Source organism: Amycolatopsis vancoresmycina (assembly GCF_000716785.1).
Lineage (GTDB): Bacteria > Actinomycetota > Actinomycetes > Mycobacteriales > Pseudonocardiaceae > Amycolatopsis > Amycolatopsis vancoresmycina.
The window spans coordinates 366,445-389,708 of the sequence record NZ_JNYY01000009.1; the positions used below are offsets into that span (position 1 = coordinate 366,445).

Annotated in this window: 23 protein-coding genes; 13 read left to right on the plus strand and 10 right to left on the minus strand. The window is 72.5% G+C overall.

Features of this window, described 5'->3' with window-relative positions:
- Window positions 1–19 precede the first annotated feature (19 nt).
- The 5 genes from OO60_RS24145 (at window position 20) to OO60_RS24165 (ending at window position 4,935) form a co-directional block, all read left to right on the plus strand.
- Window positions 20–835, plus strand: a complete 816-nt coding sequence (locus OO60_RS24145; RefSeq protein WP_004559225.1) for a PaaX family transcriptional regulator — start codon at window positions 20–22, stop codon at window positions 833–835.
- On the plus strand, window positions 832–1,626 hold the full coding sequence (locus OO60_RS24150) for a tryptophan 2,3-dioxygenase (protein WP_004559226.1): 795 nt from the start codon (window positions 832–834) through the stop codon (window positions 1,624–1,626). The genes OO60_RS24145 and OO60_RS24150 overlap by 4 nt, the downstream gene beginning before the upstream one ends.
- Complete coding sequence (locus tag OO60_RS24155) at window positions 1,623–2,816, plus strand: PLP-dependent aminotransferase family protein (protein WP_004559227.1); 1,194 nt, start codon at window positions 1,623–1,625, stop codon at window positions 2,814–2,816. Before OO60_RS24150 ends, OO60_RS24155 begins: the two co-directional genes overlap by 4 nt.
- A gap of 248 nt (window positions 2,817–3,064) precedes the next feature.
- Window positions 3,065–4,138, plus strand: a complete 1,074-nt coding sequence (locus OO60_RS24160) for a Glu/Leu/Phe/Val dehydrogenase dimerization domain-containing protein (protein WP_004559228.1) — start codon at window positions 3,065–3,067, stop codon at window positions 4,136–4,138.
- Window positions 4,135–4,935 carry a serine hydrolase gene (locus tag OO60_RS24165; RefSeq protein WP_004559229.1) on the plus strand — a complete coding sequence of 267 codons (801 nt, stop codon included), beginning with the start codon at window positions 4,135–4,137 and terminating at the stop codon, window positions 4,933–4,935. The genes OO60_RS24160 and OO60_RS24165 overlap by 4 nt, the downstream gene beginning before the upstream one ends.
- Here OO60_RS24165 and OO60_RS24170 read toward each other — a convergent pair.
- Window positions 4,920–5,864 (minus strand): LysR substrate-binding domain-containing protein, encoded by a 945-nt coding sequence (locus OO60_RS24170; RefSeq protein WP_004559230.1) that lies wholly within the window; start codon window positions 5,862–5,864, stop codon window positions 4,920–4,922. The two genes, OO60_RS24165 and OO60_RS24170, sit on opposite strands and share 16 nt — an antisense overlap.
- An 83-nt stretch (window positions 5,865–5,947) precedes the next feature.
- Here OO60_RS24170 and OO60_RS24175 point away from each other — a divergent pair, with 83 nt between their 5' ends.
- The gene (locus tag OO60_RS24175; protein ID WP_004559231.1) at window positions 5,948–6,874 is read left to right on the plus strand and encodes an MBL fold metallo-hydrolase; all 927 of its coding nucleotides are present in this window, start codon (window positions 5,948–5,950) and stop codon (window positions 6,872–6,874) included.
- Between the two features lie 41 nt (window positions 6,875–6,915).
- Here the strand turns inward: OO60_RS24175 and OO60_RS24180 are convergent, their stop codons facing one another.
- The gene (locus tag OO60_RS24180; protein WP_004559232.1) at window positions 6,916–7,101 is read right to left on the minus strand and encodes a DUF5302 domain-containing protein; all 186 of its coding nucleotides are present in this window, start codon (window positions 7,099–7,101) and stop codon (window positions 6,916–6,918) included.
- 82 nt (window positions 7,102–7,183) lie between these two features.
- Entirely contained in the window at window positions 7,184–8,140 is a 957-nt protein-coding gene (locus OO60_RS24185; protein WP_004559233.1) for a winged helix-turn-helix transcriptional regulator, read from the minus strand.
- Window positions 8,141–8,266: 126 nt separating this feature from the next.
- Here OO60_RS24185 and OO60_RS24190 point away from each other — a divergent pair, with 126 nt between their 5' ends.
- Genes OO60_RS24190 through OO60_RS24210 form a run of 5 tightly spaced genes read left to right on the plus strand, consistent with a single transcriptional unit; the run spans window position 8,267 to window position 14,120 of the window.
- Window positions 8,267–9,739, plus strand: a complete 1,473-nt coding sequence (locus OO60_RS24190) for a carotenoid oxygenase family protein (protein ID WP_004559234.1) — start codon at window positions 8,267–8,269, stop codon at window positions 9,737–9,739.
- The gene (locus tag OO60_RS24195) at window positions 9,736–11,427 is read left to right on the plus strand and encodes a class I adenylate-forming enzyme family protein (protein ID WP_004559235.1); all 1,692 of its coding nucleotides are present in this window, start codon (window positions 9,736–9,738) and stop codon (window positions 11,425–11,427) included. The genes OO60_RS24190 and OO60_RS24195 overlap by 4 nt, the downstream gene beginning before the upstream one ends.
- Window positions 11,428–11,431: 4 nt before the next feature.
- On the plus strand, window positions 11,432–12,619 hold the full coding sequence (locus tag OO60_RS24200; RefSeq protein WP_004559236.1) for an acetyl-CoA acetyltransferase: 1,188 nt from the start codon (window positions 11,432–11,434) through the stop codon (window positions 12,617–12,619).
- The gene (locus OO60_RS24205; RefSeq protein WP_033262114.1) at window positions 12,616–13,605 is read left to right on the plus strand and encodes an LLM class F420-dependent oxidoreductase; all 990 of its coding nucleotides are present in this window, start codon (window positions 12,616–12,618) and stop codon (window positions 13,603–13,605) included. The genes OO60_RS24200 and OO60_RS24205 overlap by 4 nt, the downstream gene beginning before the upstream one ends.
- Complete coding sequence (locus OO60_RS24210) at window positions 13,602–14,120, plus strand: pyridoxamine 5'-phosphate oxidase family protein (RefSeq protein WP_033262115.1); 519 nt, start codon at window positions 13,602–13,604, stop codon at window positions 14,118–14,120. The genes OO60_RS24205 and OO60_RS24210 overlap by 4 nt, the downstream gene beginning before the upstream one ends.
- Here OO60_RS24210 and OO60_RS24215 read toward each other — a convergent pair.
- The gene (locus OO60_RS24215) at window positions 14,110–14,955 is read right to left on the minus strand and encodes an SGNH/GDSL hydrolase family protein (RefSeq protein WP_004558493.1); all 846 of its coding nucleotides are present in this window, start codon (window positions 14,953–14,955) and stop codon (window positions 14,110–14,112) included. The genes OO60_RS24210 and OO60_RS24215 overlap by 11 nt on opposite strands.
- 111 nt (window positions 14,956–15,066) lie before the next feature.
- On the opposite strand from OO60_RS24215, the gene OO60_RS24220 reads away from it, so the two are divergent.
- A complete protein-coding gene (locus OO60_RS24220; RefSeq protein ID WP_033262116.1) occupies window positions 15,067–16,290 on the plus strand; it encodes a PucR family transcriptional regulator in 1,224 nt (407 codons plus the stop codon).
- A gap of 100 nt (window positions 16,291–16,390) precedes the next feature.
- Here the strand turns inward: OO60_RS24220 and OO60_RS24225 are convergent, their stop codons facing one another.
- Both OO60_RS24225 and OO60_RS24230 read right to left on the minus strand, forming a co-directional pair.
- On the minus strand, window positions 16,391–16,789 hold the full coding sequence (locus OO60_RS24225) for a hypothetical protein (RefSeq protein ID WP_003078745.1): 399 nt from the start codon (window positions 16,787–16,789) through the stop codon (window positions 16,391–16,393).
- Between the two features lie 74 nt (window positions 16,790–16,863).
- Window positions 16,864–17,733, minus strand: coding sequence for an alpha/beta fold hydrolase (locus OO60_RS24230; RefSeq protein WP_033262117.1), 870 nt, complete (start codon window positions 17,731–17,733; stop codon window positions 16,864–16,866).
- Between the two features lie 67 nt (window positions 17,734–17,800).
- Here OO60_RS24230 and OO60_RS24235 point away from each other — a divergent pair, with 67 nt between their 5' ends.
- Entirely contained in the window at window positions 17,801–18,532 is a 732-nt protein-coding gene (locus tag OO60_RS24235) for a TetR/AcrR family transcriptional regulator (protein ID WP_003078737.1), read from the plus strand.
- Window positions 18,533–18,640: 108 nt separating this feature from the next.
- On the opposite strand, the gene OO60_RS24240 is transcribed toward OO60_RS24235, so the two are convergent.
- From OO60_RS24240 to OO60_RS24255, 4 genes are all read right to left on the minus strand, one after another.
- The gene (locus OO60_RS24240; RefSeq protein ID WP_003078733.1) at window positions 18,641–19,285 is read right to left on the minus strand and encodes a TetR/AcrR family transcriptional regulator; all 645 of its coding nucleotides are present in this window, start codon (window positions 19,283–19,285) and stop codon (window positions 18,641–18,643) included.
- Between the two features lie 91 nt (window positions 19,286–19,376).
- On the minus strand, window positions 19,377–21,068 hold the full coding sequence (locus OO60_RS24245) for a flavin monoamine oxidase family protein (protein ID WP_003078732.1): 1,692 nt from the start codon (window positions 21,066–21,068) through the stop codon (window positions 19,377–19,379).
- Window positions 21,065–21,808, minus strand: a complete 744-nt coding sequence (locus OO60_RS24250) for a carbon-nitrogen hydrolase family protein (RefSeq protein ID WP_003078728.1) — start codon at window positions 21,806–21,808, stop codon at window positions 21,065–21,067. Before OO60_RS24250 ends, OO60_RS24245 begins: the two co-directional genes overlap by 4 nt.
- Window positions 21,805–23,196 carry an amino acid permease gene (locus tag OO60_RS24255; protein ID WP_003078726.1) on the minus strand — a complete coding sequence of 464 codons (1,392 nt, stop codon included), beginning with the start codon at window positions 23,194–23,196 and terminating at the stop codon, window positions 21,805–21,807. Before OO60_RS24255 ends, OO60_RS24250 begins: the two co-directional genes overlap by 4 nt.
- Window positions 23,197–23,264: the final 68 nt, after the last annotated feature.

Sequence of the window (23,264 nt, forward strand, 5' to 3'; positions counted from 1 at the left end):
GGTGTATAGAGTTACGCCCATGCCCGCCGACGCCTTCGAAGCCGGCCCCCAGGAACTGGTCGTGACGTTGCTGGGCAGCTACGTGCACCCGCGCGAGACCCGCCGGGTGTGGTCGGGCGGCCTGGTCGCGGTCCTCGCCGAGCTGGGCTTCTCCGACGGCGCCGCCCGGATCGCGCTCACCCGCCTGGTGCGCCGCGGCCTGCTGCAGCGCCACCGCGAAGGCCGCACCGTGCACTACTCGCTGACCCGGCGCACGATCGCCCTGCTCGCCGACGGTGACCACCGGATCTTCTCCCTCGGCCGCCGCGAGCGGGCCGCCGGCGAGTGGACCGTGCTGTGGCAGAGCATCCCCGAGAGCCGCCGTCAGGCCAGGGAACGCCTGGTCCGGCGGCTGCGGTTCCTCGGGTTCGGGCCCTACCAGGACGGTACCTGGATCGCCCCGCACGACCGCGAGGCCGAGGTGGTCGCCCTGCTCGGCGAGCTCGGCGTCACCGAGCACGCGGGGCTGCTGCTCGGCCGGCCGTCGGCCGCCCTCGACGTCCGCCGGTTCGCCGGCCGGGCCTGGGACCTCGACGACCTGGCCGCGCGGTACACCGCGTTCGTCGGCCAGTTCGGCGGGTACGCGGGCCGGGAGCCGCCGGACGCCGAGGCGTTCGAGGTGCGCACCCGGCTGGTGCACACCTTCCGGATGTTCCCGTCGCTCGACCCGGAACTGCCCGCTGACCTGGTGCCCGCGCCGGACTGCCGGGCGGCGGCGGTCGAGCTGTTCCACGATCTGTACACCGCGCTCGCGGACCCCGCGCAACGCCACTTCGACGAGGTGACCCAAGGATGACCGAAACCAGCCAAGCAACCCAGGAAGCCTTGAGCTACACCTCGTACCTCGGGCTCGACGAAGTGCTGAACGCGCAGAACCTGCGCTCCGACGAGCACGACGAGCTGCTGTTCATCGTGATCCACCAGGTGTACGAGCTGTGGTTCAAGCAGATCCTGCACGAAGCCGCCTTCCTCCAGGCGAACCTGGAGAAGGGCAACACCGCGCACTCGATCCGCACGCTGCGCCGGATCCTCACGATCCTCAAGGTCGCCGTCGCGCAGATCGACGTGCTGGAAACCATGACGCCCAGCCAGTTCACCAGTTTCCGCGCCCGTTTGGACGCTTCGAGCGGCTTCCAGTCGGCCCAGTTCCGCGAGCTGGAGGCGGTGCTGGGGCGGCGTGACGAGCGCGTGTTCGCGCACTACCCCGAAGGTGGGGAGCAGCGGAAACGCATTGCCGAAGCGATGGCGCGCCCGTCGTTGTTCGACTCTTTTCTCGCGTACCTCAAGGTTTCCGGCTACGCGGTCGGGTGTGACCGAGACGTCACTCGACCGGTGGAGCCGTCCCCGGCCCTGCAGGCGATATTGCTGGACGTGTACAGCGACGACGGGGGACCCTCGGTCGTCGCCGAATGTCTGGTGGATCTCGACGAAGGGATGCAGGAGTGGCGCTACCGGCACGTGAAGATGGTCGAACGCACCATCGGCGACAAGACCGGGACGGGAGGATCATCCGGCGCGACCTACCTGCGTACCACGCTCTTCCAGCCGATGTTCCCGGATCTCTGGGCCGTACGGAGCCGACTGTGACCACTTTGGACGACCTGCGCGCGGACGCCAACCGCCTCGCCGCGCACTACACCCGGTTCGCGGTGGCCGACCGCCTCCTGCTTTCCGGGCACTCGCACCAGGCCTGGCCGGACGTCGCCGAGGAGGGGCTCCTGGAGTCCTTCGTCGACGCCGCTCGCGACGTCGACGGCAAGTGGGAGCGCGCCTTCGCCAAGGCGGACGAGCTGCGTGCGGGCTTCCGCCTGCTGCTCGGCGACCCGCACGGCGAATACGCGCTCGGCGCCAGCACGCACGACCTCGTGCTGCGGTTCCTGTCGGCGATGGAGCTGCCGCGGCGGCCGCGCCTGGTCACCACCGACGGCGAGTTCCACACCCTGCGCCGCCAGCTCGCCCGCCTCGAGGAGGAGGGCGTCGAGATCGTCCGGGTGCCACTGGAACCGGTGACGACGCTCGCCGAGCGCGTCGCCGGCGAGGTGACCGACGACACCGCCGCCGTGCTCGTGTCCGCGGTGCTCTTCGAGACGTCGAGGCTGGTCCCCGGCCTGGCGCACCTCGCCGACGTCTGCCGCGGCCGCTCGATCGAGCTCGTCGTCGACGCCTACCACGCGCTCGGCGTCGTCCCGTTCGCGCTGCACGACCTCGGGCTCACCAACGCCTGGGTGCTCGGCGGCGGCTACAAGTACCTGCAGCTCGGCGAGGGCAACTGCTTCCTGCGGCTGCCCGCGCACGCCCAGGAGCTGCGGCCGGTGATCACCGGCTGGTACGCCGAGTTCGGCGCGCTCGCCGACGAGCGGGAGCCGGGCAAGGTCGCCTACGCCACCGGCGGCGACCGGTTCGCCGGCGCCACCTACGACCCGGCCAGCCACTACCGCGGCGTCCGGGTCCAGCGGTTCTTCGCCGAGCAGGGGCTCACCCCGGAGTTCCTGCGGGAGGTGTCCCAGCACCAGGTGGGGCTGCTCGCGTCGGTGTTCGACGAGCTCGCGCTGCCCGAGGACGTCGTCACCCGCGACCGCGAGACGCCGCTGGGGATGCTCGGCGGATTCCTCTCGCTGCGCTGCGCCGACGCCGCCGGGCTGCAGGCGGCACTGGCCGCGCACGGCGTCCGCACCGACAGCCGCGGCGCCCACCTGCGCTTCGGCCCGGCGCCGTACCTCTCCGACACGCAGCTCGAGACGGCGATGGGCGCACTGGGCACGGTGGTGCGCGGCTGACGGTCGTGAGTGGTAAGTCGGGTTAGAACCCTCCTTACCACTCACGACCAGCTGCGGTAGGGGCCCCTCATTTCCGGGCTACCGGTCCGTATCGCGGGACCTCCACTGGTCCGGGATGCGGCGGGGATCTAGGTTGGTGCCGGGACCCGGCACGGCGGCGGACGACCTCCGCGCGGCGCCGGTTCCCGGCCACCCGAAGCGCGTCCCGGCCACGAAACCGGGCGCGGATGACAAAGGAGTCACCACCCGTGACCGAAGGAGTGTTCGCCCGGGGCACCGGGCACGAACAGGTCGTGTACTGCCACGACCAGGCCAGCGGCCTCAAGGCCATCATCGGCATCTACTCCACCGCGCTCGGCCCCGCACTCGGCGGGACGCGCTTCCACCCCTACGCCACCGAAGGCGACGCGCTCGACGACGTGCTCGCGCTGTCCAAGGGCATGGCGTACAAGAACGCACTGGCCGGGCTCGACCTCGGCGGCGGCAAGGCCGTCATCCTCGGCGACCCGAAGACGCTCAAATCCGAAGCGCTGCTGCGCGCGTACGGGCGTTTCGTGCAGTCGCTGGGCGGCCGCTACATCACGGCGTGCGACGTGGGCACGTACGTGCAGGACATGGACGTCGTGGCCCGCGAGAGCCAGTACGTCACCGGCCGGTCGCCGGAGGACGGCGGTGCCGGCGACTCGTCCGTGCTCACCGCGTTCGGCGTGTTCCAGGGCATGCGGGCCTCGGCCGAGCACGTCTGGGGCAGCCCGGACCTGGCGGGCAAGCGCGTCGGCGTGGCCGGCGTCGGCAAGGTCGGCCACATCCTGGTCGGGCACCTCGTGGAGGCCGGCGCGCAGGTGACGATCACCGACGTCTACGAGCCCGCTGTTTCGCGGACGCGCGAGATCTACCCGTCCGTCCAGGTCGTGTCCGATGTGGACACCCTGCTGCGCGCGGAGCTGGACGTCTTCGCGCCGTGCGCGCTGGGCGGCGTCCTGAACGACGAAACCGTGCCGGTGCTGGGCGCCCGGATCGTCTGCGGCGCGGCGAACAACCAGCTCGCGCACGCCGGCATCGACAAGCAGCTCGCCGACCGCGGTGTGCTGTACGCGCCGGACTACCTGGTCAACGCCGGTGGCGTGATCCAGGTCGACGACGAGCGGCACGGCTTCGACTTCGAGCGGGCGAAGCGCAAGACCACGGCCATCTACGACACCACGAAGGCCGTGTTCGCGCTGGCCGACACCGACGGCGTGCCCCCGGCGACGGCGGCCGACCGGCTCGCCGAGCGGCGGATGGCGGAGGTCGGGCGGCTGCGGTCCATCATGACCGGGTGACCCTGTCCGCGTTCTTCGAAGCGGTGGGCGTGCGAGGTTTCCTGCACGCCCGCCGTCTCGGTACCGCCGATTCGCTGGGGCTGGCCGCCGACTCGCCGGTCGTCCTGGCTTCGGTGGTGAAGGTGCCGCTGGCGTACGAATTCGCCCGGCAGGTCGCGGCCGGCCAGCTGGACCCGGCCGACCGGGTGCACGCGTCGGCGGCGGACCGGCTGGGCGGCACCGGTTCGGCGGGGTTCGCCGACGACGTTTCCTACAGCCTGCGGGACGCGGCGCTGCTGGCGCTGACGGTGTCCGACAACACGGCGGCGGACCTGCTGTTCGACCGCGTCGGCGTGGACAACGTCCGGTCGCTGCTGGCCGAGCTGGGCCTGACGCGGACCACGGTCGTCGGCGCGCCGCGCGACCTGCTGCGGACGATCATCGAGGACACGTCGGCGGGCAGCCCGTTGCGGGCGCTGGATCCCCTGCGGACGTCGGCGACCACGCCCCGCGAGATGACGACGCTGCTCTCGGCGATCTGGGCCGACGACGTGGGCGCACCGGTCCGCGAGTGGATGTCGGCGCAGGTCAGCTGGCACCGGCTGACCGCCGGGTTCCCGCCGGAGGTGGCGGTGGCCGGCAAGACGGGCACGATGCCGGGCATCCGCAACGAAATCGGCGTGGCGACCTACCCGGATGGTGCCGCGTACGCGGTCGCGGTGTTCACGGCCGGTGGGGCGGAAACGTTGCGGCGCCCGGACATCGACCGCGCGATCGGCGCCGCCGCGCGGGCCGCGGTCGGTCAGCTGCGCTCGTAGAACACGTCCCACGGCCGGGGTCCCGGCGCAGGCGGGACCAGGCGCGAGACACCGTCGTCCCCGAGGACCGTGGCCGCGAGCCGGGCGAGGGTGGCCGCCTGCGGGTGCGGGCTGGCTGCGGGCCACGCGAAGGCCATCCGCGTCCGCAGCACCTCGCCGTCGAGCGGCCGCCACACCACCCGCGGTTCCTTGCGGGCCGCGGGCTCGAACGCCACGCCGTGGCCGGCCAGGACCAGGCCGAGCACGAACTCGGGGTTGCGGGCGTGCCGGATCGCGGCCGGCCGGAAGCCGTGCTCCCAGCAGGTGCGCAGCAGGGCGTCGTAGCTGCCCGGCGCGGCCGCGCGCGGGGCGTGCACCAGCCCTTCCCCGGCCAGGTCGGCGAGGGCGAGCCCGGCGCGGCGGGCCAGCGGCGAGTCGCGGGGGAGCACCACGCCCAGCGGGGTGTCGACGACCGGGCCGAGCTCGAGCCCGACCACGTCCACCGGCAGCTGCAGGAGTCCCGCGTCCAGGGACCGGTCGGCCAGCAGGCGCGTCTGCTCGGCGGTGGTGAGTTCCTGCAGGTCCAGCCGTACGGCCGGGCATTCGTCGGCGAACGCCGTCAGGATCGCGGCCAGCACCCGGCCGGGCACCTCCGGCGGGACGCCCGCGCGAAGGGCGTCCGTCTCGCCGCGTTCGGCCTTCGCGACGAGCGTCGTCATGCGGTCCCACCGGGAGAGCAGGTCACGCGCTTCGGCACGGAGGATTTCGCCGGCTTCGGTGAGCGTGACGCGACGGCCGCGTTCGAACAGCGTCGCGTGCAGCTCGGCTTCGAGCCGCTTGATGCGCTGGCTCAGCGGCGGCTGCGCGATCCCGAGCCGTTCGGCGGCCCGCCCGAAGTGCAGTTCTTCGGCGACGACGAGGAAGTACCGCAGCGAGCGAAGGTGGTCCACGCTGCGACGATAGCCGTTTGCCTATTGCCATGCCGCCTTCGCGATCTTGGACAACCGCCCGTTCGCCGTGGTCGGGTGACGCCATGGAGACAGGAATCAGCAGGCGCGGCCTGTTCGGAGCGGGTGCGGCGGCCGCGGCGATCCTCGCGGGCGCACCGGCGACCGCCCGCGCGGCTTCGGGACTGACGTTGCGCTGGTGGGGAAACAACGGCTGGGAGGTCCGCATCGGGCCGAAGACGATCCTGATCGACCCGTGGCCGACCCGGTTCAAGACGGGCACGTACACCTCGGCGGGCGCGGACCCCCGCACCCCGCTCTCGGTGAACCGCGAGCTGATCGACGGCTACCTCGACCGCGGTCTCCTGCGGGCGGACCACATCCTGGTGACCCACGGCCACTACGACCACCTGACGGACGTCCCGTACCTGGCCCAACGCACGGGAGCGACGGTGCTCGGCACCGAGACGCATTTGAGTCTCATGGCCGCGCTGGGCGCCCCGGAGGACCAGCTGGCGATCGCCACGGGCGGCGAGGACCTGACGTTCGACGGCTACTCGATCCGGGTCCTGCGCGCCCTGCACTCGGCGACGGGCACCCGCGCCAGGGTGGCGTTCCCCGGAACCCGCACGCTGTCCCGCCGCGACCGGCCGCGGGTGATCGCGGACCTGCTGGAGGGCGGCACGCTGGCGTACCAGGTGTCCGGCGGCGGGGCGAGCGTGCTGGACTTCGGGGGTTCGAACTACGTGGAGTCCGAGCTGGCGGGCCTGCGGCCGGACGTGGTGCTGGTGCCCCCGGGCGGGGCGAAGGTGACGGAGTACGTGCCGAGGCTCCTGCGGGCCCTGGGAAACCCGCGGTACGTGGCGGCGACGCATTGGGACGACTTCGATCTGCCGCTGGGCCGGGCACACGACCCGAACGGGGGGTTGGAGGTGCTGCGCAAGGCCGTGGCGGCGGCGAGCCCGGGGAGCGAGTTCGTGGTGCTCGACCACCTCGGGGAGTTCACGCCCTGAAACCGGGGAGGCCCCCACCGCTCGCGATGGGGGCCTTCGCCTCAGCCGCTCTTGCGGCGGAACGTCCTCTTGTTGGCCGCCGGGCCGTGGGCGTGCTGGTTCTTGCCGCCGCCGTTCTCGTGGGATGCTCCCGAGCGGGCGTGCGCCTGCTTGCGCTCCAGTGCCTCGCGGAACTTGCGCTTGACGTCGTCCTCCTCGCCGCTGGGCGACGGGTTCGGTTCACTCATGCTTACCTCCGAAAACGACGACGTGTGACCGCTCCAGCCTGGCACCACTCGCATCCCTTGGCGAGCCGATTTCCGTCACCCTTCAGCGTTTGGGCGACGGCACCCCGCCGAACTGCACCGACTTGCGGGTCAGCGGCCTGCCGCAGTGGTCGCACAGGAGCATCGGGCGCAGGCGCTCGCCGCACTCCACGTGGTGGAGCGTGATGTCCGGCTCCTGGCCCGCCACCTCGAACCCGCGCGACCACTCCGCGATGAACGCCAGCGCCGGGAAGAACGCCAGGCCCTTCGCCGTCAGCCGGTAGGCGCGCGCGTCCGTGCGCGTGGCCGCCGTGCCCGTGCGCAGGACGCCCACCTCGACCAGCTTGCTCAGGCGGGCCGACAGCACGCTCGGCCCGATGCCCAGCTCGCGCTCGAACTCCGAGAAGTGGTGGCAGCCCAGCAGTGCCGACACCAGCAGGCCGGTCGACCACCGGTCGCCGAGCAGCTCCATCGTGTCCGGGAAGAACATCAGCGGGTCGCCGGCCAGCGAATCCGCGTCCTTGCGGCGGAAGCGCTTGGACGCCGTCGCCGCCGCGACCCCCGTGCTGTCCAGCCGTTCTGCGCGCACGTCCCGCGCGTCGACCCGGCGGCCGCAGGCCGCGCAGCCCAGCGGCGCTGATGTAGCCAGCTCGCAGTCGAGGTGGATCAGCGTCGGCAGCACCTCGCGGCGGCCTTCGACCCACTCGCGCTCCCAGGCCCAGATCGAAATCAGCAGCGGCCACAGCTCGAGCCCGCGCTCGGTGAGCCGGTACTCGTGCCGCGTGCGGCGGGCGTCCCGGTACGGCACGCGGGTGAGCATGCCCGCTTCCACCATGTCCCGCAGGCGTCCCGACAACGCCGTCGGCGAAATGCCCAGCCGCAGCCGCAGCTCCTCGTAGCGGCGGAACCGCAGGAACAGGCTCTGCAGGATGAGCAGCGTCCACTGGTCGCCGACCAGCTCGAGCGCCCGGCGGAGCGGATCGCCCGCCGGCCGGATGCGCTGTGCAGTCGCCTCGACCACGTCTTCCCCCTTGTTACTTCGCCTCCCGAGGGTAGCACCTGACTACACCAAAAGAAGCCTATTGACAGCTGGGTACACAAATCATAGTCTCGTCTCCATCAGCCCGCGCAGCCAGGGAGCAGCCCGATGACCAGCACCTCCGAACAGCCGCTGATGGTGGCCCGGACGGCGGACACCGGCGAGGCCAACCCGTACCTGCTGGGCGTCTACGCCCCGGTCGGCACCGAGATCGACGCCGAAGACCTGCAGGTCATCGGCGAAATCCCGCAGGACCTCAACGGCGTCTACCTGCGCAACGGCCCGAACCCGCGGTTCGCCCCGGAAGGCCGCTACCACTGGTTCGACGGCGACGGCATGATCCACGCCGTCCACCTGGAGAACGGCAAGGCCCGCTACCGCAACCGCTGGGTCCGCACGAAGGCCTTCGAGGCCGAGTCCGCGGCCGGCAAGGCGCTCTGGACCGGCGTCATGGAGAACCCGAAGGACAACCCCTTCGGCAACTCGCACGGCCTGGGCCTCAAGGACAACGCCAACACCGACGTCGTCTTCCACCGCGGCCGCATCCTCGCCACCTGGTACCTGTGCGGCTCGCCGTACGCGGTCGACCCGCTCTCGCTGGAGACCCTCGGCGCCGACGACTTCCTCGGCACGCTGGCCGGCGACATGATGGCCCACCCGAAGGTCGACGAGACCACCGGCGAGCTGTTCTGGTTCGACTACGGCCCGCGCCCGCCGTACCTGCGCTACGGCGTGATCAGCGCGGACGGCCGGGTCGTGCGCACCACCGACATCGAGCTGCCCGGCCCGCGCCTGCCGCACGACATGGCCATCACCGAGCACTACGCGGTGCTGATGGACCTGCCGCTGGTCCAGGACCTGGCGGCGGCGCGGCAGGGCCGCCACAAGCTGCACTTCGACCGCTCGCTGCCGAGCCGCTTCGGCGTCCTGCCACGCTACGGAGACGGTAGCCAGATCCGGTGGTTCGAAGCGAGCCCGTGCTACATCTACCACGTCGTCAACGCCTGGGAAGAGGGCGGCGAAGTCGTCCTGGACGTCTGCCGCGTGCAGCGCCCGCAGCCGCGCGCCGACGCGCACACGCCGCTCGCCAAGATGCTGTCTTATCTGCGGCTGGACGCCCAGCTGCACCGCTACCGCTTCGACCTGCGGACCGGTGCGTGCCGCGAAACCCCGCTCGACGACGACAACACCGAGTTCCCCACCGTCGACTCCCGCGGGGTCGGCCGGGCGAACCGGTACTCCTACGCGGTGCACATCTCGCCCGAGTCGACGCTGAAGTTCGACGGGCTGGTGCGCCACGACAATCTTGCCGGCGCCAAGACCGAATACCGGTTCGGTCCCGGCCGGTGGGGCAGTGAGGCTCCGTTCGCACCCCGCGAAGGAGCAGCCGCCGATTCGGCGGACGGTTATCTGGTGACGTTCGTGCAGGACGAGCGCGAGGGACGCTCGGAACTGGACATCCTCGACGCCGCCGATCTCGCTGCCGGACCCGTGGCCAGGGTCCTGTTGCCCCAGCGGGTCCCGCTCGGTTTTCACGCGACCTGGGTCCGGGCGGACCAGCTGGAAAACCTCCGTTCATGAGATGCCATCGAGAGGGTCGCGCCCGGGACTTCCGGACGCGGGGATGGTGGAGTGCGGAGACGATCGACCAGCTCGTCAAGGAGCGGGTCAGTGCCGACCCGGAGGGTCTCGCGCTGGTCGATCCACCGAACACCACCGCACTGGTCGGACGCGACCCGGTGCGGTGGACCTGGAACCGGCTCGACGAACGCGTCGACGTCCTGGCCGCGTTCCTGCTCGCCAGAGGGGTGCGAGCAGGCGACGTCGTGGCCGTGCAGCTGCCGAACTGCTCGGCCCTGGTCCAGGCGTTCCTCGCGATCGTGCGGATCGGCGCGATCGTCACCCCGTTCCCGGTCTCCTACCGGGAGCACGAACTCGGCCCGATGTGCCGGCGCACCGGTGCCGTCGGGGTGGTGACCGCATCCAGATACGGCGAGCACGAGCTCGCCGGGGCGGCCCTTGGGCTATCCGGCGCTGCGGCGCCTTCGGTCCGGTTCGTCGTCGCCTCGGGGGACGACGAACCGGCCGGCGCCCTGGCCTGGCCCGAAACCCCACTGTCCGAAGCGGACCGATCCACTTTGGACTCGCAGCTGACCGGAGCCGACGTCAACGACTGCGTGACGATCTGCTGGACGTCCGGCACCGAAGCCGAGCCGAAGGCGGTCCCGCGCTGCCACGGCGACTGGCTCGCGACCGCGCGCGGCTGCGTCCAGGCCGCGGGCATCACCCGCGACGACGTCCTGCTCTCGCCGTTCCCGATGACGAACATGGCCGGCATCGGCGGCATGTTCCTGCCGTGGCTGCTGACCGGCGCCGTGTTCGTCCCGCACCACCCGTTCGACCTGCCGGTGTTCCTCGGCCAGCTCGCCGCCGAACGCGTGACGTACACGCTCGCGCCACCGGCGCTGCTGACCATGTTGCTGCACAACGAAAAGATCCTGTCCGGAGTGGACCTTTCGGCGCTGCGGAAGATCGGCTCCGGCTCGGCCCCGCTCTCGCCGTGGCTCGTGCGCACCTGGGCCGAGCGGTACGGCATCGACATCATCAACTTCTTCGGCTCGAACGAGGGCACCGCGCTGCTGTCGGGCCCGGTGGACATCCCGGACCCGGACCAGCGCGCGAGCTACTTCCCGAACTACGCCTCGGACGTCACCTGGTCGACCCCGGTCGCCGGGTGGACGTCGGTGCGGCTGCACGACCCGGTCACCGGCGAGCACGTGACCGAACCCGGGCGCCCCGGCGAGCTGCACATCGCCGGGCCGACGGTGTTCGCCGGGTACCTCACGGAGGTGGGAGAGCCGCTGGACACGGCGTCCTTCGACGACGACGGCCACTTCCGCACCGGCGACGTCTTCGAGATCGCGGGCGAGCACGGGCAGTTCCTGCGGTACGTCGACCGGATGAAGGACCTCGTCATCCGCGGCGGCATGAACATCTCGCCCGCCGAAGTCGAGGGCCTGCTGGCCGGGCACCCGGACGTCGCCGACGTCGGCGTGATCGGCGTGCCCGACGAGGTCATGGGGGAGCGGGTGTGCGCGGTCGTCGTGCCGGGCGCGCGCAAGCCGACCCTGGACGAGCTGGTCGCGTACCTGCGCGAAAAGCAGGTGGCCGCGTTCAAGCTGCCGGAACGGCTCGAATACGCCGACGCCTTGCCCCGCAACCCGGTGGGGAAGATCCTGAAGCGGCAGCTGCGGGAGAGCCTGGAGTGACGTCATGACGGTGTTCGTGCTCGGCGGGGCGCAGACCGACTTCGCGCGCAACTTCACGAAGGAAGGGCGCGGGCTCCTCGAGCTGTTCGCGGAAGTGGTGCCCGCGGCCCTCGCGGACGCCGGTGTCTCGGCCGAAGACGTCGAAGTCGCGCACGTCGGCAACCTCGCCGCCGAGCTGTTCACCGGCCAGGCCCAGCTCGGCGGGCTGCTGGTGGCGGCGGTCCCGGAGCTGGACGGCCTGCCGTCGACCCGGCACGAAGCCGCGTGCGCGTCCGGCAGCACCGCCGTCCTCGCCGCCTGCGCGGACATCGAAGCGGGCCGCTACGACGTGGCGCTGGTCGTCGGCGTCGAGCTGATGCGCAACGTCGACGGGCAGCGCGCCGCCGAGCACCTCGGGTCCGCCGCCTGGGCCGGGCACGAGGCCGTCGCCGCGAAGTTCCCGTGGCCCGCGCTGTTCGCCGACGTCGCGTCCGCCTACGACCGGCGGTACGGCCTCGACCCGGAGCACCTCGGGCAGGTCGCTTCGCACGCGTTCGACCGGGCGGCGCTGAACCCACTGGCCCAGGCCCGCGACTGGCGGTTCCCGGCGGGCGCGTTCGGTCCCGACGACGAGCTCAACCCCGTCATCGAGGGCCGCCTGCGCAAGCAGGACTGCGGCCGGATCACCGACGGCGCCGCGGCGGTCCTGCTGGCCTCGCCCGCGTTCGCCGGACGGCTCGGCGGCGGGTTCCCGCGCATCGCGGGCTTCGGGCACCGCACCGCGCACATCGGCCTCGCGCCCAAGATCGCTCCCGATGGCGAGTACCTGTTCCCGCACCTGCGCGGCGCCGTCACCGACGCCTACCGGCGAGCGGGCGTGCCCGGCCCCGGCGCGCTCGACGTCGTCGAGCTGCACGACTGCTTCACCATCACCGGCCTGGTCGCGCTGGAGCACCTCGGCGCGGCCCCGCCCGGCGAGGGTGGCCGGTTCATCGCCGAGGGCGGGCTCGGCACGGCCGGCATCAACCCGGGTGGCGGCCTGCTCGGCCTCGGCCACCCGGTCGGCGCGACCGGCGTCCGGATGCTGCGCGACGCCGCCCGGCAGGTGACCGGCACGGCGGGCGAAACGCAGGTCGAGGGCGCGCGGACGGCGTTGACGCTGAACGTCGGCGGCTCGTTCACCACGGTCGTCACGATGGTGGTCGCCGCATGAGGCTTTCGGTGTCGCTGGGGCTCTGGCAGGACCGGCCGCCGTCGGAGGCGCTGGACACCGCCCGCGCCGCCGACGCCGCCGGCTACCCGGAGCTCTGGATCGGCGAGATGGCGACGTGGGACGCCTTCGCGCTCGGCACCGCGATCGGCGCGGCCACCTCGCGGATCTCCCTGACGTTCGGGCCACTGGCGGTGACCGTGCGGGACCCGGCGACGATCGCGATGGGGGTCGCGTCGGTGGCCGCGCTGACCGGGCGCGAAACCGGCGTCGCGCTGGGGACGTCCAGTGACGTCGTCGTGCGCGGCTGGCACGGCCGGTCGCGGGACCGTTCCGCCACGGCGCTGGCGGAGTCCGCGGTGGCGGTCCGGCAGCTGCTGACCGGCGAGAAGTCCGATGTGGACGGTCAGGTCGTCGGCTCGCGGGGCTACCGCCTGCGGCTGCCCGCGCCGAAGTCCCCGCTGACGATCGCCGCGTTCGGGCCGCGGGCGCTCGACGTCGCGGCGCGGCACGCCGACCGGATGGTCGTCAACCTGGTCAGCCCGGCGGCCGCGGCGTCGCTGGTGCGCGGGCTGCGCGCCGCGGCCGACCGCGCCGGCACCACCCCGCCGCCGGTGGCCGCCTGGGTGGTCGCCGCGGCCGATCCGGGACCGGCCGAGCTCGAACAGCTCCGCCGGGGCGTGGTCGGCTACCTCGCCGCGCCCGGCTACGCCGACATGTTCCGCGCCGAGGGCTTCGGCGACCTCGTCGACTTCGCGCGCAGCCGGCCGCACCCGCGTGAACTCCTGGCCGCGGTCCCGGCCGAGGCCATCGCCGCCGTCGGCCTGCTGGGATCGCGCGCCGGGATCGGCGCGAAGATCGGGGCCTACGCCGCCGCCGGCGTCGACGAGCTGGCGATCGTGCCGGCCACGAGCGACGCGGACCCCGGTGGGAGGAAGACTCTCTCGGAGTGTCGATCCGCGGCCGTCCTGTTCGACAATGGGGTATGACCGAACCAACCGCCACCCACAACCTCGACCAGACCGGCGCCGCGGCGCTGCCCTGGAGCAGGGCACGCGACCTCCTCGCCACCCAGACCCCGAAGGAAGACCTGACGTTCTTCGTCGGCACCGTGCGCCCCGACGGGCGGCCGCACTCCGCCGGCGTCGGCGCCATCTGGGTGGACGAAACGCTGTACTTCGTGAGCGGGCCGGGCACGCGCCGGGCCCGCAACCTGGCGGCCAACCCGGCGTGCACCGTGTCGGTGCGGCTGCGCGGCGTCGACCTCACCCTGGAAGGCGAGGCCCACCGGACCACCGAGGCGGCCACCCTCGAGCGGGTGGCCGCCGTCTACGGCGAGGGCGGCTGGCCGGCGACCGTGCAGGACGAAGGGTTCACCGCCCCGTTCATGGCCACGAGCGCCGGGCCGCCGCCGTGGCACCTGTACCGGCTCAACCTGCACCGGGCCATCGCCGTCGCCACGGAGGAGCCCCACGGCGTCACCCGCTGGGACTTCACCGGCTGATCGCCGCGGCCACCAGGCCGCCGATCGCGGACATGCCGTCGGCGTTCGGGTGCAGCGGCGCGGCGACCGACGTCGGGATCAGGCTCTCGAACCACTTCACGCCGGGCGGCTTGCAGACGTCGTGCCCGACCGAGGCCGTCCGGACATCGACGTAGTGCGCGTTGTGCGCGGCGGCCTGGCGGGCCAGGGCGGCGTTGGTCCTGTCGACGCTGCCCTGGATGTAGTTCGCGTCGCGCGGGGTCAGCGGCGCGATCGGCCAGCACCCGTTGTGCGGCAGGTAGCTGCCGTACCCGGCGACGAAGACGGCGGCGTCCGGCGCCTTCGCGTGGATGGCGTCCAGGAGCGCGCCCCACACCGGTTCGAACGCGGCGATCTTCTCGGCCAGCTGGTCGTGGCCGCCCGCGGTGTACCGGTCGACGCAGTCGGGGTTGATGCCGGGCAGCAGGTTGATGCAGCTCGTCGCCGCGCCGACCAGGCCGATGTCGTTGCCGCCGATCGTCACGGTGACCGTGCGGGTCCGGTCGCTCAGCGCGTCCAGCTGCGGCGGCACCGCGCCGGACGGCGTCTGCTGCGGCGCGGTCATGTCCGCCGTCGTCGCGCCGGAGCAGGTGACGTCCTTGAGCGGCACGCCCGCCTGCTGCGCGGCGACGTGCGGGTAGTCGTGCAGGGACCGGAGGCAGCCGGGGGAGGAGAGGTCCGGGGGCGGGATCAGCGGCCCGGCCGCCGCCGAATCCCCCAGTGCCACGTACTCGCCGGCGGTGCCCGCCGCCGCCGGGACTGCCGTCGCGCCCGCCAGCGCGGTGACCATGATCGCGATGAACGCCGTCGTCCTCACTCGCACGCCGTCCTCCTTGACGTTGTGCCGATGGCTGGTCTCCGTGACACCATCGGCACGGCGCGGGGCCGGGTTGACTGGGAATCCGGGCAGAGAACGGGGGGATCGGTTGTGACGGAGCACAAATGCGGCGGGGATCTGACGCTCGGTGGCCAGCGCGTGCACGAGCGGCTCACCCGGGAGGAGCCCGAGCTGATCGCCCGGGTGCTCCGCCGCATCCAGGAGGAGGTCTCGGACTACCGGCGGCTGCCGGTGGAGGAGCTGACCGGCGACATCGCGGGGATCACCCGGCAGGCGGTGCGGGCGTTCGCGCGGAGCCTGCGGGAGGACCGCGAGCTCAACGCGGCCGAGCTGCGGGAGGTCGGCGCGTCCGCGGTCCGCCGGGCGGAGGAGGGCTTCCCGCTGGAGGCCGTGCTGACCGCGTACCACGTCGGCGCGCGGGAGATCTTCGCCGTCGGCTCGGCTTCGTCGGGGAGCGCGGACGTCGCCGATCTGCTCGATGTCGCGGACCGGGTGCTGGCGTTCGTCGGCACCGTCACCGGCGCGGTCACCCGCGGGTACCTGGAGGAGCTGCGCACGAAGGTCGGGCAGGAGCACACCGCGCGCCGGACGCTGCTGTCGGTGCTCGTCGACGGCGGCCCGGTCGACGTCGTCGCCCGCAGCGCCGGGATCACGCTGCCGGCGCGGTACCTCGTGCTGAGCGTCGAGCTGGGGCCGCACGCCGACGAGGAGTCACCGGAGGTGGACGCCGAGATCGCCGTCCGCCGCAAGCTCCGCCGGTTCCTCGCCGCGTTCGAGCACGCCTGCGGCGACGGCGTGCTCGCGTCCCTGGACGGACCGGGCGGCCTGGTCCTGCTGCCGCTGGCCGGCCGGCGCTCGGACTGGCCCGCGGTGCTGGACGCGGCCGGGCGCGCGGCGGGCGTGACGGTGCTCGCGGCGGCGGAAACGGCGGCGCCCGCGGAGGTCCGGGAGGTGGCCGCGCAGACCGGCGAGGTGCTGGACGTGCTGCGGTGGTTCGGCCGGCCGCCGGGGCTGTACCACCTCGACGACGTCCTGGTCGAGTACCAGCTGACCCGCCCGGGCGCGGCCCGCGACCGCCTCGCGGCGGCGCTCGAGCCGCTGGACGCCCACCCGGAGCTCGTCGAGACGCTGGAGACGTACCTGGCCCTGGACACGAACCGCCGCCGCGCGGCCGCCCGCCTGCACGTCCACCCCAACACGGTCGACTACCGCCTCCGGCGCGTCCGCGACCTGACCGGCATCGATCCGCTCCACCCCACCGGCCTCGCCCGCCTCACCGCAGCCACCGCCGCCCGCCGCGCCACCCACCCCTGACGTGTCGTCCACCCAGGTACGCGTGTCGTCCACCGGGGTACGCGTGTCGTCCGTTCGAGCACGCGAACCGACCCTCCGGGTACGCGAGCCGACCCACTGGCTACGGAACCCGGAGCACCCGGCCGGACGACTTGCGTACCCGGCCGGACGACTTGCGTACCTGGGCGGACGACTCGCGTACCTGGATGGACGACACGGCGGTGCGGGTCAGGGTGCCGGTGAGGAGGGCGGTGGCCAGGACTGCCGCGGCGAGGGCGGACGCGTGGTCGAAGCGGAGCTCGCCGAAGCGGTGGAGGACGAAGCCCGTGTGCAGGGCCCAGGCGACCACCGCCACGCCCGTTGCCGGGGTGAGGGGACTGCGGTGGGCGGCCGCCAGGACCACCGCGCCCAACGGGACCAGTGCGTACCAGGGATGGGCCGTCGCGCCGGCGAGGTCCGCGACGATCACCGCCGCGACCGCGGCCGCGCAGCCGAAGGGGAACCCGAAGCCGTCTGTCATGCCCCCAGTCCAGTCCCGGGGGCGGGCGACGACGTGAGCCAGGACACGTTCCCTACGCCGTGACCCCGGGATCTTTACGCCCTGTTGACCACGCCCCCGATCGCGTCCGCGATCGCCGGCCAGACCGCGCGCGGCAGGTTGTGGCCCATCCCCGGGATCACCACCAGCTCCGCGCCCGGGATGGCCTCCGCCGTCGCCTTGCCGCCGCTGACGTCGATCAGCGGGTCGGCATCGCCGTGGACGACCAGCGCCGGCAGCCGCACGTCCCGGAGACGGGACGTGCGGTCCCCGGACGCCACCACCGCCGCCGCGTGGCGCAGCGTGCCCACCGGGTGGCGCGCGCGGTCGTAGTGCAGTTGCGCCTTGGCCAGCAGGAACGCCTCGTCGTCCGGGTAGCCGGGGGAGCCGAGCTTCCGGTAGCCCTCGACGCTGTCGGCCAGCGCCTGCTCGCGCGTCGACGCCGGCGGCCGGGTCAGCAGCGCCAGCGCCCACGGCTCGGCCTGCCCGACCGCGGGGTCGCCGGTGGTCGACATGATCGACGTGACCGACCGCAGCCGGTCCGGGTGGTCGATGGCCAGCTGCTGGACGATCATCCCGCCCATCGACGCCCCCACGACGTGGGCGCGGCCGATGCCGAGCGCGTCGAACAGCCCGACGGCGTCGGCGGCCATGTCCGACAGCGTGTACGGCGCGCTCGACAGGTCTCCGGCGGCCAGCGCGGCCAGGTCCGGCGGCGGCAGGTGGTCCAGCCACGTCGAGAGCCCGACGTCCCGGTTGTCGTAGCGCACGACGAAGTGCCCGCGGCCGGCGAGCAGCGCGCAGAAATCGTCCTCCCAGGTGATCATCTGGGCGCCGAGGCCCATCACCAGGACCAGGGGCGGGTCCGCCGGATCGCCGAAGGTGTCGTATTCGAGCTCGAGACCGTTGGCCTGTGCGCGTGCCATCCCCCGATCCTGCCGTACCCGTGCGGAGCTGGCACCGGCCCGGGCGGTGCGGTTACCGTTACGCCCCATGCCGACCTCATCCTCGGGCACGGGCCAGCGCCCCCGGTCGCGGGCCGCGGCGGGACTGCCGGCGCTCACCGCCGACCGCATCGTCAGCGCCGCCACCGACCTGACCGGCCAGCGCGGCCTCGACAACTGGACACTGCGGGAGCTCGCCCGCGCCGTGGAGGCCTACCCGGCGGTGATCTACCACCACGTCGGCGACCGGGACGCGGTGGTGAACGCCGTCGTCGACCGGGTGGTCGGGCTGCTCGAGCTGCCGGACGAGCGGCTGCCGTGGCAGGAGTGGTTCACCGCGCTGCTGGCCAACCTGCGCGCGGTGCTGCGCAGCTACCCGGGCTGCGCGCGCCGGCTGGCGCTGTTCGGCCCGTCCGTCGAGGCGGCCACGCGGTCCATCGACGCGGGCATCGGCGTGCTGCTGGCGGCCGGGTTCGGCCGCGAGAGCGTGCTGGCCTACAACCTGCTGCTGATGACCGCCTGCCAGTTCGTCGCGATGGAGGACGACCGCGACGGCGCGCTCGCCCTGCGGATCGACAACACCGAGGAGTACGCGACCTACCGCGAGCGGGCCGACCTGCCCGGGATGGCCGAGCTGGGCGCGGCGATGCACGACCTGATGGGTGACCCCGACCTCGCGTCGGGCTATTACGCGCAGCTCTACGACTACGCCGTCCGGCGGTGCCTCGACGGGCTCGCCCACCGGCTGGCCGAACTGCACGATCCGGACAGTGCCGGTTGACAGCGACTTGACAGTGCCGGGGCGTACCGTGGGCGTGCGTCGGTGGTTCGCCCACTGACCCGGAGCCCCTGGCGCCCTCCTCCCCCTCGTGGCGCCGGGGGCTTCGGTCTACGCGGGGCCGCCGGGGCCCGGCGGTTCGGCCTGGATGGCCGGGAAGATTTCGCCGACCAGGGTCACGAGCGACTTCGACAGCAGCAGGTGCACCTGGGCGCGGGTCAGTGACCGGCGCACGAGCCACTCCCGGCCTGCCGACTTCACCATCCCGCCGAACGCGCGCACGAGCGCGTTGAGCTCCGGCCCGTGTTCGCTCTCCCGCGACAGCCCGACCGCCTCCAGCACGCGGTCGGCGGACTCGCGGTCGGCCTCCTCGAGGATGCGCTCCACCTCGAGGTCGCGGCCGATGCCCTCGGGTGCGATCGCGGCCAGCCACATCCGCTCCTGGCTGGTGACCATGTCGAGGAACCACTCGATGGCGACGTCGGCCCGCAGCTCCAGCGGCCCGTCGGGGAGGATCTCGACGGCCAGCCGCGGCACGGTCAGCGCGCGGCGGATGATTTCCAGGTACAGCTCGCGTTTCGTGCCGAAGTAGTGGTTGATCAGTCCCCGCGCGACGCCGGCCGCCGCGGCGATGTCCGAAGTGGACACTGCGGAATAGGGGCGTTCACCGAACAGCCGCGCCGCACAAGCGTAGATCTGTTCCTTCCGTTCGTCCGGTTCCAGTCTTCGCCATCTCGGCGCCGGCTCGGTGTTCATGGCCCCATCGTCGCACGGGCGGTTGCGCCGGGCAGGGCAGTCAGCACGATGTCGGATGCGCGCCGCCCGGCATCCCACGATCGGGGCACGGTCAGTCCGGCAGCGTGATCGGGGCGAGGTCCGCGAAGCCGTCTCCGGGGCCCGGGTTCGCCGGATCGGTGGTTCCGCCGAAGTGGTGCAGCACGCCCCACACGGCGTTGAGCGCCGTCTGCACCGCGCCCTCGGCCCAGCCCGCCGTCCACGAGATGTCGTCGCCGGCCAGGAACAGGCCCCGGTACCGCGGCGGCAGCTCGTCCTGCACGAAGTGCGTGAACAGCCGCTGCTGGTAGCGGTAGTGGCCGGGCAGGTTCGCCTTGAACGCGCCCATGAAGTGCGGTTCCGCCTCCCACGACACGGTCACCGGGTCGCCGATGATGTGCCGCCGGACGTCGACACCGGGGTAGATCTCGCGCAGCGACTGCAGCATCACCTCGACGCGCTCGCCCACCGGCAGCGGCAGCCACTTCAGCGAGTCGTCGGCCCACGTGTAGGACAGGCAGATCACCGCGGGGGCGGCCGGGTCGTCGCCGAGCAGGTACGTGCCGCGCGGCATCCGGTCGGTGAGCGTCATGCTCATCGCGTCCCGGCCGGTCTCCGGATCGCGGTCCAGCCAGAACGGCCGGTCGACCGGCACGAACACCTTGGACGACGCCATGTAGTGCGTGCGCTCGATCGCCGTCCAGTGGTCGATCGGGAACAGCGCCTCGTCACATTCGATGTTCGACAGCAGCATCCAGCTCTGCGCGGTGAACACCGCGGCCGGGTACGTGCGGATGTGGCCTTCGGTGTCCGTCACGGTGATGTTGCCGGGTGCCGTGCGGTGCAGCCGCGCGACGCCGGGCTGCGGGCGGCCGCCGTGCAGCGTGCTCAGGCTCGTGCCCGCCGGCCAGAAAGCGATGTCTTCCGGGGCGTGCTCCCACAGCCGCAGCGGGAGCTGCCTGCTGCCGCCGGCGATGCTGCGGTGCTCGTCGTCGGCTCCGGTGTAGACCACGCGCAGGATCTCGAGGATGGAGTTCGGGAAATCGGTGTCCCAGCCACCGGTGCCGAAGCCGACCTGGCCGAAGATCTCGCGGTGGCGGAACGAGGCGAACGCGGGGGAGTCGCAGAGGAAGCCGTAGAACGTCTGGTTGTCCAGCTTCGGGACCAGGTCGTTCCACAGCCGCTTGATCGTCTTCGCGTCGCGGTCGCGGATCGCCGTCTGCATCTCGGCGAAGGAGGCGTGTTCGGCCAGTGTCCGGTCCCAGGCCGCGGCGACCTCGCGGAACACGGCGGGCAGGTCCTCGGGCGTGCGCGCGTAGTGGCTCTGCCCCTTGAGGTCCACGACGGTGCTCGGCGTCCCCGGGGCCAGCGGGTTCGGGAACGGCGTGGTCTCCAGCCCGGCCTTGTCGATGTAGTGGAACAGCGCGGTCGACGCGGGCGGGAAGCGCATCGCGCCCATTTCGGCGACGAGGTCGTCCGGGCAGCCGGGGAACCGCACGGTCCGCAGCCGCCCGCCGATCTCGGCGATCTCGTACACCACCGGCCGCAGGCCCAGTTTCATCAGCTCGTACGCGGTGACGATGCCGGAGAGGCCGCCGCCGATCACCGCGACCTCGGTGCCGTGCCGCTCGGCGGGCAGCGTGCCGAGGCCGGCGGGGTGGGCGAGGTAGTCGTCGTAGGCGAACGGGAAGTCCGGGCCGAACATCGTGATCGGGCGGCCCGCCGGGTCGTCGTGGTGGATCGCGGTCGGGACGGCGGAGGTCATGCGGTGGTTCCTCGGTACAGTTCGGGCCGTCGGTCGGCCAGGTGGGTGTTCTCCACGCGGGACGCGGCCAGTGCGTCCCTCGTGACGTCGGCGGTGATCACTTCGGGCCCGGCGCCGGCGCGGGCGAGCACCTCGCCGGTCGGGGCCACGACGCAGGAGCGTCCGCAGTAGGTCAGCTCCTGCTCGGTGTCGCAGCGGTTCGCGTAGGCGACGAACAGCTGGCTTTCGTAGGCGCGCGCGGGCACGAGCGTGTCCGCAACGATTTCGTAGGGGCTCATCAGCGCGGTCGGCACGACCAGCAGCTCGGTGCCGGCGAGCGCGTGCGCGCGGACCAGCTCCGGGAACTCGACGTCGTAGCAGATGAGCAGCCCGACGCGGAGCCCGCCGAGGTCGGCCTGCACCACGGCTTCGTGGCCGGGGGTGAACCAGGCTTTGTCGAGGTCGCCGAAGAGATGGGTCTTGCGGTAGTTGGCGAGCCGCCGTCCGGTGCGGTCGACGAGCTGGACGCTGTTGTAGACGTGCTCGCCGTCGGTTTCCGGGTAGCCGTAGGCCAGCGCGGTGCCGGTCCGCCGGGCCAGCGCGGACATCCGGGCCGCGGTGGGGCCGTCGGCGGGCTCGGCGAGTTCGTGCGTGCGCGCGCCGATGTGGTAGCCCGTCGTGATCATCTCCGCGGTGACGACGAGGTCGGCGTCGACTGCGGGCAGGGCGTCGAGCGGGCCCTGGTGGATGGCGACCCTCACGCGAGCCTCGACCGCCGGATCCCGTAGCCGAAGTAGATCAGCAGGCCCAGCGCCATCCAGCCGCCGAAGACGACCCAGGTGGCGCCGTCGAGGCTGAGCATCATGTACCCGCAGCACAGCACGCCCAGGATCGGCGTGACCGGCGCGAACGGGACGCGGAACGACCGCGGGGCGTCCGGCTGGCGGCGGCGCAGCAGCAGGACCGCGACGTTGACCAGGCCGAAGGCGAAGAGCGTGCCGATGCTGGTCGCGTCGGCCAGCTTCCCGAGCGGGATGAAGGCGGCCAGCGCCGCGACGAAGGCCGAGACGACCAGGGTGTTGATCCGCGGCGAGCCGGACTTCGCGTCCACTTTGGACAGCGCGGGCGGGACCAGTCCGTCGCGGGACATCGCGAACAGGATCCTGGTCTGTCCGTACAGGACGGTCAGCACGACGCTGGAGATCGCCACGATCGCGCCGACGGCCAGCAGCCCGGCCCAGAACGGGTTGTCCGAGACGACGTCGAGCACGTGCGAGAGCGCGGCCTCCTGGCCGTCGAACTGCTGCCACGGCAGCGCGCCGACGGCGGCCACGGCGACCAGGCAGTACAGCACGGTCACGATGCCCAGGGAGAGCAGGATCGCCCGCGGCAGGTCGCGCTGCGGGTTCTTCGCCTCCTCGCCGGCGGTCGAGGCGGCGTCGAAGCCGATGTAGGAGAAGAACAGCTTGGCCCCGCCCGCGCTCAGCCCGGCCAGCCCGAGCGGCAGGAACGGCGTGAAGTTCTTCGCCTGCACCGCGCTGAAGGCGATCGCGCAGAACAGCACCAGCGTGCCGATCTTGACCGCGACCATGACCGCGTTGGCCCGCGCGCTTTCCTTGGCCCCGGAGAGCAGCAGGAGCATCGCGAGGACGACGACGAGGATCGCGGGCACGTTGACCACCCCGCCCGAGCCGGGCGGCTGGCTCAGCGCGTCCGGGATGGCGAAGCCGAAGGCCAGCCGCAGCAGTTCGTTGAGGTACTGGCCCCAGCCGACCGCGACGGAGGCGACCGAGACGCCGTATTCGAGCACCAGGCACCACCCGCAGACCCAGGCGACCAGCTCGCCGAGCGTGGCGTAGGCGTAGGAGTAGGACGAACCGGACAGCGGGATCATCCCGGCGAGCTCGGCGTAGGACAGCGCCGAGAACAACGCGGTGATGCCGGCGAGCACGAACGAGAGCACCACGGCCGGTCCGGCCACCGGGACGGCCTCGCCCAGCACGACGAAGATGCCGCTGCCCAGCGTGGCCCCGATGCTGAGCATGGTGAGCTGCCCGAGGCCGAGCGACCGCTTCAACGTGCCATGATCACCTTCGGCGACGAGGTCGGCGACCGGTTTCCGCCGCAGCGTCGCGGCTCGCAAAGTCATGCCGACGACGGTAACGGTCGTCTTCGGAGCACAAAACAGGAGAACATTGCGCGTACAGATGAATCACA